Here is a 14,339-nt window from a genome sequence, read left to right as displayed (position 1 = left end):
CGCCTCTGGGACGAGCCCTCGCAGGACGCCTACGGCCCGCCCCCGCCGGAACCCGCCCCGGACCAGGTCCCCGGGCCGCTGCCCGAAGGCCCGGGACCCGAGGCCGACCTCGACCGCGCCTACGGCCCACCGTCGGACGTCCCCGGCCCCGACGACCCCCACGGCCCTCCTGCGGACACTCCCGCCCCCGATCCCCGGGACGGCCCCGCCACGGCCGCCGGTTCCGGCGACGCCCGGGGGCCCGCCGCCCGGCGGACCGAGACGCGTGAGGAGGGGCACCTGCGGGACGTACCGCCCCTGCCGACCTCGTTCCCGCCCTGGCAGGAGCCGCCCCAGGATCCCCTGGGCCCCGGCCCCGCCGCACCTCCGCCGCCCGGCCGTGCTCCCGCCGACCCGGGTGTCTTCGGCCCGCCGCCCGCCGCCGGGCGGCACGCGAAGGAGGGCCCGGGCCCGCGGCGGGCTCCTGACCCTTCCCGGGACACCGAGCCGCACCCGGACACCCGCCCCGACCTGCCCGCCGGGTACCGCACGGACACCCGCCCCGACACCCCCGCCCCGGAAGCCCCGGCGGCCCCCGCCCCGGAAGCCCCGGCGGCCCCCGACCCGGCTCCCGACCCGGTCCCCGATCCCACCGCCGAGTGGCACGCACCCCCCGTTCCCGCCCTCCCGCCCCACGGCCCCCGCCCCTCCGTCACCCACCTGGGCGACGGTCCGCCCACCTACGAGCCCGAGCCCACCGCCCTCGCCGCCGCCGACCCCCGGGACCTGACCGGCCTCGTCGCGGACACCGTGCTCGACGGGGCCCAGTACGGCTCGTACACCCTGCGGGCGGCCTCCGTGCGCGGGGACTCGGCCCGGTTCCGGGGCGAACCCCGGCGCGATGCCCTCCTCACCGCCCGCTTCGGCAGCGGCCCGGGCGGACTCGTCCTGGTCGCCGTGGCCAGTGGGGCGCGTGCGGCGGAAGGGGCGCACCTCGCGGCCTCCGACGCCTGCCACTGGATCGCCGGAGCCGTCGGCCGCAGCCATGCCCGGCTGGCCGAGGACATAAGGGCCGCCCGGCGCGGAGACCTCAAGTCCGGGCTGCACCGGCTCACCGACCGCAGCTACGGCAAGCTCCGCGCCCGCGCCGCCGAACTCGGTCTCGAACCGGGGGAGTACACCGCCGACCTGCGCTGCCTGCTGCTCTCCGCCGACCCCGACTGCCGCACCCGCATCTACTTCGGCGTCGGCGACGGCGGCCTGTTCCGGCTGCGCGACGGGGTGTGGCAGGACATCGAGCCCGCCGAGCCCGCCCCCGGCGCGCTCAGCGGCGAAGCGGTCGTCGGCTTCGGCTCCGTACCGACGGGCGAGGACGGGAGCGCGGACGAGGAGGGCCCCGACGGCGACCGGCTCACCATGGACCTCGGCATCACCACACCGCCCTCGCCGTACGTGGACACGGTGCCGCCGACCTCCCCCTTCCGGTTCCGGGCGTCCGTGGCCAGGACCGCCGACGTGCTGCTGCTGTGCAGCGCGGGCCTGGCCGAGCCCCTGCGCGGCGAGGCGGCCCTCGGCCGCGCGCTGGCGGACCGCTGGGAGGGCGGGCAGCCGCCCGGGCTGGCCGCCTACCTCGCGGACGTACAACTGCGCGTGAAGGGGTACGCGGACGACCGCACGGCCGTCACCGTCTGGGAGGCATAACGGAATATTTCGTGGGTTGATGGACAGACGAGAGGCGATCGTCCGTTTGTCCTACCGAGAGGGTGTGCCCACGTCATGGCGAAGCAGAAGGTGGCCGAGCAGTTCGTCGACATCCTCGTACAGGCGGGAGTGGAGCGTCTGTACGGGGTCGTCGGCGACAGCCTCAACCCGATCGTGGACGCCATTCGCCGTAACGACGCCATCGAGTGGGTGCACGTACGGCACGAGGAGACCGCGGCCTTCGCGGCCGGTGCCGAGGCCCAGATCACCGGCAGGCTCGCCGCCTGCGCCGGCTCCTGCGGCCCCGGCAACCTGCACCTCATCAACGGCCTCTTCGACGCCCACCGCTCGATGGCCCCGGTCCTCGCGCTCGCCTCGCACATCCCCTCCGCCGAGATCGGCCTCAACTACTTCCAGGCCACCCACCCGGACAAGCTCTTCGACGAGTGCAGCCACTACAACGAGCTGATCTCCACCCCGAAGCAGATGCCCCGGGTCCTCCAGTCCGCGATCCAGCACGCCGTCGGCCGGGGCGGCGTCGGCGTCGTCTCGCTGCCCGGCGACGTGGCGGGCGAGACCGTCGCAGAGGAGTCCCTGGAACAGTCGCTGATCACCTCCCGCCCGGTGGTGCGCCCCGGCGAGGCGGACCTCGCGAAGCTGACCGACCTGATCGACGGAGCCGAGAAGATCACCCTCTTCTGCGGCTCCGGCACGGCGGGCGCGCACGCCGAGGTGATGGAGTTCGCCGAACGGATCAAGGCCCCGGTCGGGCACGCACTGCGCGGCAAGGAGTTCATCCAGTACGACAATCCGTACGACGTCGGGATGAGCGGTTTGCTCGGCTACGGCGCCGCCTACGAGGCGATGCACGAGTGCGACCTGCTGATCCTGCTCGGCACGGACTTCCCGTACAACGACTTCCTCCCCAAGGACGTCAAGATCACCCAGGTCGACGTCCGTCCCGAACACCTCGGGCGGCGCTGCAAGCTCGACCTCGGGGTGTGCGGCGACGTCCGCGAGACACTGCGCTGTCTGACCCCCCGGGTGCGGGCCAAGTCGAGCCGCAGGTTCCTCGACAAGATGCTGAAGAAGCACGCCGACGCCCTGGAGGGCGTGATCAAGGCGTACACCCGCAAAGTCGACAAGCACGTCCCGATCCACCCCGAGTACGTGGCCTCGGTCCTCGACGAGATGGCCGACGACGACGCCGTGTTCACCGTCGACACCGGCATGTGCAACGTCTGGGCGGCCCGCTACCTCACCCCCAACGGCCGCCGCCGCGTCATCGGCTCCTTCTCGCACGGCTCGATGGCCAACGCCCTCCCGCAGGCCATCGGCGCGCAGTTCGTGGACCGCGACCGCCAGGTCGTCTCGATGTCCGGCGACGGCGGCTTCTCGATGCTGATGGGCGACTTCCTCACCCTGGTCCAGCACGACCTGCCGGTGAAGGTCGTCCTGTTCAACAACTCCTCGCTCGGCATGGTCGAACTGGAGATGCTGGTCGACGGCATGCCCTCGTACGGCACCGAGAACCGCAACCCCGACTTCTCGGCGGTCGCCCGTGCCTGCGGTGCCTTCGGCGTACGGGTCGAGAAGCCCAAGGAACTGGCGGGCGCGCTCAAGGACGCGTTCCGGCACAAGGGCCCGGCCCTCGTCGAGGTCGTCACCGACCCGAACGCCCTGTCCATCCCGCCGCACATCAAGGCCGCCCAGGTGAAGGGCTTCGCGCTGTCCGCCGGAAAGGTGGTACTCGACGGCGGAGTGGGCAGGATGGTCCAGATGGCGCGCTCCAACCTGCGGAACGTCCCGCGCCCCTGACCGCCTCGGGGCAAGGGAGCGCGGGCTTCCGAGGCCGTACGGCGTACGAGGGAACACCGGCGGCTTTCCGCGCACCGGTGCGCTGTGGCCCCTTCCCACGTCGTTCTCCGCGCATGACATACGTCCAGAACGGCAGTCGCCCCTAGCGCGTTGGGGCGAATCGGTGCGCTCCGACCGCATCCCGACCGGGCCGCGCATGAGTGCGGCCGGTGAGCGCGGGCATCCATTGCGTGAGGGTGTTCGAGCAGGAGGGGCTTGATCGGGGTGTGGGTGGGGGTTATGACGAGGCAACAGCCGGGCCGGTCCGGACCGGTGGCGAAGGGCCGTACCGCGCCGGGGGACGCACGGGCGGACGGGACGAACGAGGGCGGACGGGCGTCGCCCCAGATGCGGTGCCGACTGGGCCGGGCGGATCTGACCGCCGTGGCCGAGGCGCGCCGGGCACTGCGCGAACTACTGCGGCACTGGGGGCAGCCGGACTGCACCGACGTCGCGGAACTGCTCACCAGCGAACTGGTGACCAACGCGCTGATACACACCGAGAGCGACGCGGAACTGACGGCCACCCTGGCCGCCTCCACGCTCCGCGTCGAAGTGCGGGACCAGCTGTCCCGCATGCCCGAACCACGCCTGGCGAGCTGCGACGAGAACACGCACGGGCGCGGACTGCTCCTGGTCCAGGCCCTCGCCGACGCCTGGGGCGTGCGCATGCAGGGGCACGGCCCCGGCAAGGTGGTGTGGTTCGAACTGGACGGCGGCCGGGCGGGCACCTGAGCCCACGTCGTCCCGTACGCGTACGGGGGCCCGGCCGGTCAGTGAACCGGCCGAACCCCCGCACCCCCAGGGCGATGTGACGTGCCATCACCCGAACTGCTGCTCAAGGTCCTTGAGCTTCTGCTCCAGCGAGTCCAGCCGGGGCAGTGCCTGAGTGTCGTCCTCGGCGGTCAGGTCCACCGTCCGGTTCTCAACTCCCTTGGTCCCAGCGCCTTTCACGGCCTGGAGGGAGGGCCGGTTTCGAAGCGGCAGCTGTCCCGCTTCTGCTATGGCGGGCTCCGCGACGGCGTGCGGCGCGGAGCCCGATCCCGCTGACGTCAGCTGTACGTCGACCTGGCGGCCCCGGCTGCGCCCCCAGGCGCGGTGCTGGCGGTTGATGGCCTTCAACTGGGCCCGCTCCAGCTTCTCGTGCTCCCGCCTGCGGAGACGGTTCTGCGCCTTCTGCCGCTGGTCCTCGCGGACCTCGTCGACCGCCTCGTCCAGCGTCCGGACGTTCTCCAGGAGCATCAGCGACCAGGCCCCGAAGGTCTCCCTGGGGGCCCGCAGCCACCGGACGATCCGGATCTGCGGGAGGGGGCGCGGGACGAGGCCCTGCTCGCGGAGCGCCGCCCGACGGGTCTGCTTGAGCGCCCGGTCGAAGAGCACCGCCGCCGAGAGCGACATCCCGGCGAAGAAGTGCGGGGCACCGGCGTGCCCCAACCCCCTCGGCGCGTGCACCCAGTTGAACCAGGCCGCAGCCCCGGCGAACGTCCACACCAGAAGCCGTGAACCGAGCGCCGCGTCACCGTGGCTGGCCTCCCGCACCGCGAGCACCGAGCAGAACATCGCCGCCCCGTCGAGCCCGAACGGCACCAGGTACTCCCAGCCGCCTGACAGGTTCAGGTTCTGCTGCCCGAAGCCGACCAGACCGTGGAAGGACAGCGCGGCGGCGACCGCCGCACAGCAGAACAGCAGGACGTAGGAGGCGCTCCCGTAGAAGGCTTCCTTCCTTCTGCGCCGCTCCTCGCTGCGCTCCCACGAGTCCTCGACCGTGGCGGCGGCCTTCTGGCCCGCACGCTTGCCGCGCGCGATCACCGCTACGGCCGCCAGGACTCCCGCGATCATCACGACGCCGGAAAGCAGCCAGTTCAGCGATATGTCGGTCATTCTCATGCGGAGTCCCTTTGCGTCAGCGCGGCGGCGGACGCGCCCGTGGCTACGGAGCGCCGACCGCGGATCGCGCTCAGTGCGTTTCGGCGACATATTGGCTCACGTCGCGAGACACACAAGGGGTTTCGGGGCAAGAGAACGCCAATGGGAGTCCGCACTACGCGGATAGGTGGCAATATCTCGAACTGTCGATCCCACGAACCGAGTTGGGTTCGAATCGCGCCACCCGCACGGGTGGCGTGATGATCAGGCGGAGGTTACGGCCTCTGCGGTGAGCTTCTTGATCCGCTCGGCGTCGCAGGTCCGGGGGCACGTGGTGCAGGTGTCCTCGGGGCGCAGCGTGTAGAAGAGGCAGCAGGTGGCGCGGTCCCGGGTGGGCAGCGTCTCGCCGTGGGGGCCGGTCAGCTCGCGGAAGCCCGCCGAGGCGCGGTAGGGGGCCGTCGCGCCGGGCAGCAGCAGTTCGAGCTCGGCCATCGCGCGCCGTTCGTCGCCCAGCAGGTGCGCCAGGTACCAGAGGCCCTCGACGATCTCGTCGGTCGCCATGCCCCACAGGGCGTGCCCCCGGCGGCGCATCCGGGGCCCGAAGCCCGCGAGCACCGGCTCCAGGTGCTCGGCCAGCGCGTCCCTGGCCTCGGCGCGCAGCGCCTCCTCGTCCGCGACGACCCGGGCACCGGGCAGCGCCGCCGCCGGATCGCCCGGCAGGCACGCGAACTCCTTCACCCGTACGGTCATCCGCCCCAGTACCCGCTGGAAGGCCACGTCCGCCACGGGCACCCGGGGCACCCTGCGGTGCAGGAACCACGGCACGGTGACCAGCAGGCAGGCGGGCCAGGCGTACCGGTGCAGGGCGAAGCTGGCGATCACGTCGGGGCGGGCCCGCTGTCCGTAGTCGCGCAGCACCTGTGCGTCGTCCCAGGCCAGGAACGCGTCCAGGCCCGGGCCGCCGGCCGCGAGCTCGTCCGCGCCGACCCAGCCGCCGCCGCGCGGCGCGCTCTCGTCACCCGTGAGCTCCTTGACGACCAGCGAGGGGAAGACCTCGGTGAGGCGTGCGTAGGAGTCCGCCACGGGGGAGGCGGCGGCGGGGCGCGCGGCGCCGGAGGGCAGCAGGGCGGGGACGGTCATGCAGGGGACCACCGAATCGCTCACGGGGCTAGTGCAGGTAAGGCTAACCTTAGCTGATTCCGGCGAGCTGTGAACTGGCGGGTTACTCCATCTAGGCTGCACGCACTTATGTACGAGCACCTGCGCAGTGAACCCGCCGTGCCGCGCCAGGCCCGGCAGTCCGTACCCGTCCGGCATTCCGTACGCGGCCAGATCCTCGACGCGCTGCGATCCGCCCTGGTCAGTGGCGAGCTGGCACCCGGAGAGGTCTACTCGGGGCCCGCGCTGGGGGCCCGCTTCGGGGTCTCCGCGACACCGGTCCGCGAGGCGATGCATCAGCTCGTCCAGGAAGGGGCCGTGGAGGTCGTCCCCAACCGGGGGTTCCGGGTCGCCTCGCGCGGCACGTCCGACCTCGCGGACCTGGCCGCCGTACGGGCCCTCATCGAGGTGCCGACCATGCTGGGCCTGGCCCGGACGGTGGAGCCCGCGCGGTGGTGCGCGCTGCGCCCGCTCGCGGACGCCGCCACCGCCGCTGCCGCCCGGGGGGACCGGGCGGCCTACGCGGTCGCCGACCGCGCCTTCCACGCGGCGGTGCTCGGCCTGTCGGGCAACGCCCAACTCGTCGACGTGGCGGGGGACTTGCACCGCCGCGCCCAGTGGCCCGCCGCCGACGCCCCGGCCGCACGGCAGGCGGACCTCGTCGCCGACGCGGCGGAACACCTGGCCCTCCTGGAGGCCCTGATCGCCCAGGACCTCCCGGTCGTGCGGGAGCTGGTACGGGAACACTTCGCGGGAGCGGACCGGTAGGGTCCGCCCGCCGGAGAGGCCCCGGGCCGGTCGGCCCTACGCCACCGCGGGCGGTGGCGGCGGCAGCTGCGCCGCCAGCCACGTCGGGACGCCGTCCAGCAGGTGGAAGAGGCGGGACGCCTCGGCCCGCAGCCGACTGGCCTCCGGCTCCGGTTCCGCGTCCGCCAGGGCGGCCAGCGCCGGGGCCGTGCCGACCAGGTAGCCCAGCTCCTCCCTTATCCGCAGCGACTCCGCGAAACCGTGCCGCGCCTCCGCCAACTCCCCCTCGCGCAGGGCGAGTCCGGCGAGGTGCCGCCAGGTGAAGGAGAGCAGCAGCGCCTTCTGGTGGGTCGTCGCGCCCGCGTGGGCCCGCCGGTAGGCCGCCTTCGCCGACTGCGGCGACTCGGAGAGGTGTTCGGCGATCAGCCCCCTGCGGAAGTCCAGGAGCGGCCGGTTGGAGGAGTTGGGGTGCAGCAGGGCCGCCGCCCGGCCGAGCGCGGAACGGGCCTCGTCCGCCCGGTCACGTACCCCCAACACCGTTGAGGCGTAAGCGAGATGGCCGCGCTCGCAGGCCGCGCTGCCCCGCTCGTCGTCGTCCTTGGCGAGAGCTTCGGCGCTGCGCAGTGCCTCCTCGGCCTCCGGCCAGCCGTTCTCCGTGAACAGGCAGCGCTCCACGAGGAGGGACGCCCGCTGGAGTGCGGGAGCGGCGCCCGGGCGGGACTCCAGGAGCGCCGCCGCATCGGCCCAGCAGCCGCGCGAACGCAGCCGCCACACCGCCGTCTGGAGCGGACCGCCGGGAAATCCCGGACCTCCCGCCCCTCCACTATCGGACCCCTCCTTCTCCGCTCCCTCTGTTTCGGAAGTGGAACCCGACATGGCGGTGTCCGCCACATTGCCCTCCCCGAGCGCGCCATTGAGCTGTGAAGTCCGACCGCTTCCCCGTCTGTGCTGCTGTTCGACGTACGGTCGTGCGCGCATCACAGCATGAAATGACACGTGGGGCCAAGGGGCCGGGTGATTTTTTTCACAAAGGCCGGTCCCGAGTGGGTCATGAACAGCCCGTGGAGCTGCGGCGACTTTCCGTCAGCTCATGCGCAGGGCCAGGAAGAAGTCCAGTTTGTCTTCCAGTCGGGAGAGGTCACGGCCCGTCAACTGTTCGATGCGGCCCACTCGGTAGCGCAAGGTGTTGACGTGGAGGTGCAGCCGGGTCGCGCAGCGCGTCCAGGAGCCGTCGCTGTCGAGGAACGCCTCCAGGGTCGGGATCAGCTCCGCCCGGTGCCGCCGGTCGTAGTCCCGCAGCGGGTCGAGCAGCCGCGCGGTGAACGCGCGGCGCACGTCGTCCGGCACGAAGGGCAGCAGCAGTACGTGCGACGCCAGCTCGTGGTGTCCGGCCGCCGCCACCCGGCCCGGCCTGGCCGCCGCCACCCGGCGGGCGTGCCGGGCCTCCTCCAGCGCCCCGCGCAGCCCCTCCGCCGAATGCACCGGCGCGCTCACGCCGAGCGTGAGGCGCCCGTCGTCGGCGAGACCGCCCGACAGCGGAGCCTGTACGGCCGCCAGGAGGCTCTCCGCGTGCAGCCCGGGGCTCCCGTCGGCTCCGTCCTCCAGGGGATGGTCGGCCGCGACCGCGGGCAGCGGCACGAGCGCGATGGCCTCCTCGCCGCTGTACGCGACGGCGATCCGGTCGGCGGGCTCGGCGGCCGAGGCCATCGAATCCGCCGGAACGGTCGGATCGACCAGGATCTCCTCCAGCAGCGCCTGCGCCGCCGGACCGTTGTCCACCGCGCCGCCGTCCCACTCGACCCGCGCCACGACCACCTGCCAGTGCGGAGCCGCCCCGAGCCCCGGCAACAGCACCGGGGCCGCCACCCGCAGCCTGGCCGCGATCTCGGACGGAGCCGCGCCCGCCTGGACCAGCTCCAGCACCTCCTGGGCGAGCCTGCGCCGCACCGTGCGGGCCGAGTCGCGGCGGTCGCGCTCCACGGCGATCAGCTGCGTGACGCCCTGGAGCAGGTCCAGGCGCGCCGCGGGCCAGTCCCCTGCGTCCGCCTCCACGGCCAGCAGCCAGTCCGACAGCACGCTCTCCCGTACGTCCCGGGACGCCGCCGTCCCGGCGATCCGCTCGGGACCCTTGCCGGACGTACGGATGGGGAAGAGCGAGTACGCGGTGCCGCCCAGCATCACCCGGTGCGGGCTGCGCCTGCCCGTACGGCTGGCGGCCAGGTGCTCGGCGGCGAGCGCCGGGCCGACCCCGGCGGGCAGCGGGGTGTCGGAGCCCGCGACCTGGCGGCCGATGGGGGAGAGCACCCAGGCGTGCAGGTCCAGGTCCGAGGTGAGCAGGTCGAGGACGACCTCGGGGCCGCCGCCCGCCGGGCCCGACGTCATCAGCCGCCGGTGCCGGTCCACGACCGCCGCCAGGTCCCCGGCGCGCTCGCCGGACACCTGACGTACCACGTGCTCGGTGATCGTGGCGAAGGCCACGGACTCGGTGACCGAAAACAGCGGCAGCCGGTGCCGCTCGCACGCCTCCACCAGGTCCACGGGGACGCTGCCGAGCTCCGCCTCGCCCGCCGCGAGCCCGACGACCCCGGCCGAGGCCAGAATCCGGACGAAGGGTTCGGAATCTTCCGGCGTGTGCCGCCAGGCCAGGCCGGTGAGGACCAGCTCGCCGCCGGAGAGGTAGCGGCTCGGGTCGCGCAGATCGGTGGTCATGACACCGCGGACGGTGCGGTCGAGCTCGTCCGCACCGCCCAGGAGGCGCAGGCCGAGCGCATCGGTTTCCAGCAGGGCGCGCAGCCGCATCGTCGTGTCGCCGCCGTTTCTGTGTCGTGGGGTCGGGGAGGGTGGGTGCCGTGACCGGTGTTCGGTCAAGATAAAGGTGAATTACGGAGAGGTCACTGATCCCCGTCTTTCGTTCGAATCTACAAGACGAGACGGTGGACCAGCCAACTCCTTCATGGTTTCAGTGACTGCACCGGGCTTCCCCCGGCTTGTGTACTTGGGCCACCCCCGCATGAACAGGACATGAACCGAATGGCCTGAATCTTGCGGACGGTGTGCAACTGAACACGCAACTGAACAGTCGCCCCCGAAACGAAGAGAGAGCCACTCATGGACTTCCTTCGCCCCGCCAGCTGGGAGGACGCGCTCGCCGCCAAGGCCGCGCACCCCACGGCTGTCCCCATCGCGGGTGGCACCGATGTCATGGTCGAGATCAACTTCGACCACCGTCGTCCCGAGTACCTTCTGGACCTCAACCGCATCGGTGAGCTGCGGGAGTGGGAGGTGGGCCAGGACAGCGTGAACCTCGGCGCCTCCGTTCCGTACACCCAGATCATGGACCACCTGCGGACCGAGCTTCCCGGTCTCGCACTGGCCTCCCACACCGTGGGTTCCCCGCAGATCCGCAACCGGGGGTCCGTCGGCGGAAACCTCGGCGCCGCCTCCCCGGCAGGCGACTCGCACCCCGCCTTGCTGTCCGCGGGCGCCGAGGTCGAGGCGCAGTCCGTGCGCGGCACCCGCATGATCCCCGTCGAGGAGTTCTACACGGGAGTCAAGCGGAACGCTCTGGAACCGGACGAGCTGATCCGTGCCGTACACATCAAGAAGGCGGAGGGGCCGCAGCAGTTCTCCAAGGTCGGCACCCGCAACGCCATGGTCATCGCCGTCTGCGCCTTCGGGATCGCCCTGCACCCCGGCACCCGGACGGTGAGGACCGGCATCGGCTCCGCCGCCCCCACCCCGGTGCGGGCGCGCGCCGCCGAGGACTTCCTGAACGCCGCGCTCGACGAGGGCGGCTTCTGGGAGAGCGGAAGGATCATCACGCCGTCCATCGCCGCACAGTTCGCGGAGCTGGCCTCCGGCGCCTGCAACCCCATCGACGACGTGCGCGGCACCGCGAAGTACCGCCGCCACGCGGTCGGCATCATGGCCCGGCGCACGCTCGGCTGGACCTGGGAGCAGTACCGGGGCACGTCCGCCGCACTGGAAGGAGCTGCCTGATCATGCGCGTCAACTTCACGGTCAACGGTCGTCCGCAGGAAGCCGACGACGTCTGGGAGGGCGAGAGCCTCCTGTACGTACTGCGTGAGCGCATGGGCCTTCCCGGCTCGAAGAACGCCTGCGAGCAGGGCGAATGCGGCTCCTGTACGGTCCGGCTCGACGGCGTCCCGGTGTGTGCCTGCCTCGTCGCGGCAGGGCAGGCCGAGGGCCGCGAGGTCGTCACGGTCGAGGGGCTCGCGGACTACGCGCAGCACCGGTCCAGCGAACACCCCGGCGGGGCGTGCGGGTCCGGTTCCTGCGGTACGTCACTGGACTCGGCCAAGCGCTGGCAGGCACGGCCCGCCGAGAGCCGGACCGGCGAACAGGGCCAACTCGCCCCCATCCAGCAGGCGTTCATCGACGCCGGAGCAGTCCAGTGCGGCTTCTGCACCCCCGGCCTGCTGGTCGCCGCCGACGAGATGCTGGAGCGCAACCCGTCCCCGTCGGACGCGGACATCCGGGAGGCCCTCTCGGGCAACCTCTGCCGCTGCACCGGCTACGAGAAGATCCTCGACGCGGTCCGCCTCGCGGCCGCCCGCCAGGAACAACAGGACCACCAGGAAGAAACGGTCTAGCACCATGGGCGTCACCGGCTCTCCCACCGACATCCACCAGGGCACCAGCAGCAGGACGAAGGGCGGCATCGGCGAATCGACGCTGCGCCCCGACGGCACCCTGAAGGTCACCGGCGAGTTCGCCTACTCGTCGGACATGTGGCACGAGGACATGCTCTGGGGTCACACCCTGCGCTCCACGGTCGCGCACGCCGAGATCGTCTCCATCGACGTCTCGGAGGCGCTCGCCCAGGCGGGTGTGCACGCCGTCCTCACGTACGACGACCTGCCCACGGGCACCAGGCACTACGGCCTGGAGATCCGGGACACCCCCGTCCTGGCCTGCGGAAAGGTCCGTCACCACGGGGAGCCGGTGGCGCTCGTCGCCGCCGACCATCCGGAGACGGCCCGCCGGGCCGCCGCCAGGATCAAGGTCGAGTACCGCGAACTGCCCGTCGTCACCGACGAGGCGTCCGCGACCGCGCCCGGCGCGCCCGTACTCCACGAGAACCGCACCGACGAGCACGTCCGGTACGTCCAGCACCCCAACGTCCTGCACCGCCAGCCCATCGTGCGCGGCGACGCCGGCGCCGCCGCCGAACGGGCCGACGTGATCGTCTCGGGGGAGTACCACTTCGGCATGCAAGACCAGGCGTTCCTCGGCCCGGAGTCAGGACTCGCCGTACCCGCCGAGGACGGCGGCGTCGACCTGTACGTCGCCACCCAGTGGCTGCACTCCGACCTCGGCCAGATCGCCCCCGTCCTCGGGCTGCCCGAATCCCAGGTCCGCATGACGCTCTCCGGCGTCGGCGGGGCCTTCGGCGGCCGCGAGGACATCTCCATGCAGATCCACGCCTGCCTGCTCGCCCTGCGCACGGGCAAGCCGGTCAAGATGGTCTACAACCGCTTCGAGTCCTTCTTCGGACACGTCCACCGCCACCCGGCGAAGCTCTGGTACGAGCACGGGGCGACCCGCGACGGCAAGCTCACCCACCTCAAGTGCCGCATCGTCCTCGACGGCGGCGCGTACGCCTCCGCCTCCCCGGCGGTCGTCGGCAACGCCTCCTCGCTGAGCGTCGGCCCGTACGTCGTCGACGACGTCGACATCGAGGCCGTCGCCCTCTACACCAACAACCCGCCCTGCGGCGCGATGCGCGGCTTCGGCGCCGTCCAGGCGTGCTTCGCGTACGAGGCGCAGATGGACAAGCTGGCGACGGCGCTCTCGATGGACCCGGTGGAGTTCCGGCGGCTCAACGCCATGTCGCAGGGCACGCTCCTGCCGACCGGACAGGCCGTCGACTCGCCCGCCCCGGTGGCCGAACTGCTGCGCCGGGTGAAGGCGCGGCCGATGCCGCCGGAGCAGCAGTGGCTGTCGGCCGGGGAGGCGGCAGACGTACGTGACCTCCCCGGCGGCCTCTCCAACACCACGCACGGGGAGGGCGTCGTGCGGGGCGTCGGCTACGCGGTCGGCATCAAGAACGTCGGCTTCTCCGAGGGCTTCGACGACTACTCCACCGCCCGCGTACGGATGGAAGTGGTCGGCGGAGTGCCGGTCGCCACCGTGCACACCGCGATGGCGGAGGTCGGGCAGGGCGGCGTCACCGTCCACGCGCAGATCGCGCGCACCGAACTCGGGGTCAGCCAGGTGACGATCCACCCGGCCGACACCACGGTGGGCTCGGCCGGTTCGTCCTCGGCGTCCCGTCAGACGTACGTCACGGGCGGGGCCGTCAAGAACACCTGCGAGCACGTCCGGGAGAAGGTCCTGGAGCTGGGGCGGGCCAAGCTGGGCTCGTACCACCCCGCCTGGGCGACGGCCGAACTGCTGCTGGAAGGCGGCAAGGTCGTCACCGAGGGCGGGGAGGTGCTGGCCGACCTCGTCGACGTACTCGAAGGGGAGGCCGTCGACATCGAGCTGGAGTGGCGGCACCGGCCCACCGAGCCGTTCGACCGGCACACCGGGCAGGGCGACGGGCACGTCCAGTACTCCTTCGCCGCGCACCGCGCGGTGGTGGAGGTGGACACCGAACTCGGTCTGGTGAAGGTCATCGAACTGGCGTGCGCGCAGGACGTCGGCAAGGCGGTCAACCCGCTCTCCGTGCTCGGCCAGATCCAGGGCGGCACCACCCAGGGCCTCGGCATCGCCGTCATGGAGGAGATCCTCGTCGACCCGAAGACCGCGAAGGTGCGCAATCCGTCCTTCACGGACTACCTGATCCCCACCATCCTCGACACGCCGACCATCCCCGTCGACGTACTGGAGCTGGCCGACGAGCACGCTCCGTACGGCTTGCGCGGGGTGGGCGAAGCGCCGACCCTGTCGTCGACTCCCGCTGTGCTGGCGGCGATTCGCGCCGCCACGGGGCTGGAGCTGAACCGGGTGCCGGTCCGTCCCGAGCACCTGACCGGGACGTGATCCGGGATCCTCACCGGCCTGAC

Annotated in this window: 11 protein-coding genes; 7 read left to right on the top strand and 4 right to left on the bottom strand. The window is 72.3% G+C overall.

The annotated features are described in order from the left end of the window. Window positions 1-78: 78 nt before the first annotated feature. From OG897_RS18230 to OG897_RS18220, 3 genes are all read left to right on the top strand, one after another. Window positions 79-1,680, top strand: coding sequence for a protein phosphatase 2C domain-containing protein (locus OG897_RS18230; protein ID WP_266660273.1), 1,602 nt, complete (start codon window positions 79-81; stop codon window positions 1,678-1,680). 75 nt (window positions 1,681-1,755) lie between these two features. Beyond that, complete coding sequence (locus OG897_RS18225; protein WP_266658105.1) at window positions 1,756-3,498, top strand: pyruvate dehydrogenase; 1,743 nt, start codon at window positions 1,756-1,758, stop codon at window positions 3,496-3,498. Window positions 3,499-3,885: 387 nt separating this feature from the next. Next, the gene (locus OG897_RS18220) at window positions 3,886-4,272 is read left to right on the top strand and encodes an ATP-binding protein (protein WP_266660271.1); all 387 of its coding nucleotides are present in this window, start codon (window positions 3,886-3,888) and stop codon (window positions 4,270-4,272) included. 87 nt (window positions 4,273-4,359) lie between these two features. On the opposite strand, the gene OG897_RS18215 is transcribed toward OG897_RS18220, so the two are convergent. Continuing rightward, the gene (locus OG897_RS18215) at window positions 4,360-5,424 is read right to left on the bottom strand and encodes a DUF2637 domain-containing protein (RefSeq protein ID WP_266658103.1); all 1,065 of its coding nucleotides are present in this window, start codon (window positions 5,422-5,424) and stop codon (window positions 4,360-4,362) included. Between the two features lie 243 nt (window positions 5,425-5,667). After that, window positions 5,668-6,543: a (2Fe-2S)-binding protein gene (locus OG897_RS18210; RefSeq protein ID WP_266660269.1), complete on the bottom strand. Its 876-nt coding sequence runs from the start codon at window positions 6,541-6,543 to the stop codon at window positions 5,668-5,670. A 108-nt stretch (window positions 6,544-6,651) separates the two neighbouring features. On the opposite strand from OG897_RS18210, the gene OG897_RS18205 reads away from it, so the two are divergent. Then, window positions 6,652-7,329 (top strand): GntR family transcriptional regulator, encoded by a 678-nt coding sequence (locus OG897_RS18205; protein WP_266658101.1) that lies wholly within the window; start codon window positions 6,652-6,654, stop codon window positions 7,327-7,329. A gap of 36 nt (window positions 7,330-7,365) precedes the next feature. On the opposite strand, the gene OG897_RS18200 is transcribed toward OG897_RS18205, so the two are convergent. Next, window positions 7,366-8,184: a hypothetical protein gene (locus tag OG897_RS18200; RefSeq protein WP_266660267.1), complete on the bottom strand. Its 819-nt coding sequence runs from the start codon at window positions 8,182-8,184 to the stop codon at window positions 7,366-7,368. Window positions 8,185-8,391: 207 nt separating this feature from the next. Next, on the bottom strand, window positions 8,392-10,107 hold the full coding sequence (locus OG897_RS18195; protein WP_266658099.1) for a PucR family transcriptional regulator: 1,716 nt from the start codon (window positions 10,105-10,107) through the stop codon (window positions 8,392-8,394). 309 nt (window positions 10,108-10,416) lie between these two features. On the opposite strand from OG897_RS18195, the gene OG897_RS18190 reads away from it, so the two are divergent. The 3 genes from OG897_RS18190 to OG897_RS18180 are packed head-to-tail and all read left to right on the top strand — an operon-like array spanning window position 10,417 to window position 14,316. Beyond that, on the top strand, window positions 10,417-11,307 hold the full coding sequence (locus OG897_RS18190) for a xanthine dehydrogenase family protein subunit M (RefSeq protein ID WP_266658097.1): 891 nt from the start codon (window positions 10,417-10,419) through the stop codon (window positions 11,305-11,307). 2 nt (window positions 11,308-11,309) lie between these two features. Further along, the gene (locus OG897_RS18185; protein WP_266658095.1) at window positions 11,310-11,921 is read left to right on the top strand and encodes a (2Fe-2S)-binding protein; all 612 of its coding nucleotides are present in this window, start codon (window positions 11,310-11,312) and stop codon (window positions 11,919-11,921) included. Window positions 11,922-11,925: 4 nt separating this feature from the next. Continuing rightward, window positions 11,926-14,316 carry a xanthine dehydrogenase family protein molybdopterin-binding subunit gene (locus OG897_RS18180; protein WP_266658093.1) on the top strand — a complete coding sequence of 797 codons (2,391 nt, stop codon included), beginning with the start codon at window positions 11,926-11,928 and terminating at the stop codon, window positions 14,314-14,316. The last annotated feature ends 23 nt before the right edge of the window (window positions 14,317-14,339 follow it).

The sequence above is a fragment of the Streptomyces sp. NBC_00237 genome (assembly GCF_026342435.1).
Taxonomy (GTDB): domain Bacteria; phylum Actinomycetota; class Actinomycetes; order Streptomycetales; family Streptomycetaceae; genus Streptomyces.
The sequence above is the reverse complement of the archived record's forward strand: the minus strand, read 5'-3'. Positions and strand labels throughout refer to the sequence as shown.

Bases quoted from the DNA above. Each gene is read 5' to 3' on its own strand.
- OG897_RS18180 (WP_266658093.1), top strand. From the start codon at position 11,926: ATGGGCGTCACCGGCTCTCCCACCGACATCCACCAGGGCACCAGCAGC.
- OG897_RS18195 (WP_266658099.1), bottom strand. From the start codon at position 10,107: ATGCGGCTGCGCGCCCTGCTGGAAACCGATGCGCTCGGCCTGCGCCTC.
- OG897_RS18210 (WP_266660269.1), bottom strand. From the start codon at position 6,543: ATGACCGTCCCCGCCCTGCTGCCCTCCGGCGCCGCGCGCCCCGCCGCC.
- OG897_RS18200 (WP_266660267.1), bottom strand. From the start codon at position 8,184: ATGTCGGGTTCCACTTCCGAAACAGAGGGAGCGGAGAAGGAGGGGTCC.
- OG897_RS18225 (WP_266658105.1), top strand. From the start codon at position 1,756: ATGGCGAAGCAGAAGGTGGCCGAGCAGTTCGTCGACATCCTCGTACAG.
- OG897_RS18205 (WP_266658101.1), top strand. From the start codon at position 6,652: ATGTACGAGCACCTGCGCAGTGAACCCGCCGTGCCGCGCCAGGCCCGG.
- OG897_RS18190 (WP_266658097.1), top strand. From the start codon at position 10,417: ATGGACTTCCTTCGCCCCGCCAGCTGGGAGGACGCGCTCGCCGCCAAG.
- OG897_RS18220 (WP_266660271.1), top strand. From the start codon at position 3,886: ATGCGGTGCCGACTGGGCCGGGCGGATCTGACCGCCGTGGCCGAGGCG.
- OG897_RS18215 (WP_266658103.1), bottom strand. From the start codon at position 5,424: ATGAGAATGACCGACATATCGCTGAACTGGCTGCTTTCCGGCGTCGTG.
- OG897_RS18185 (WP_266658095.1), top strand. From the start codon at position 11,310: ATGCGCGTCAACTTCACGGTCAACGGTCGTCCGCAGGAAGCCGACGAC.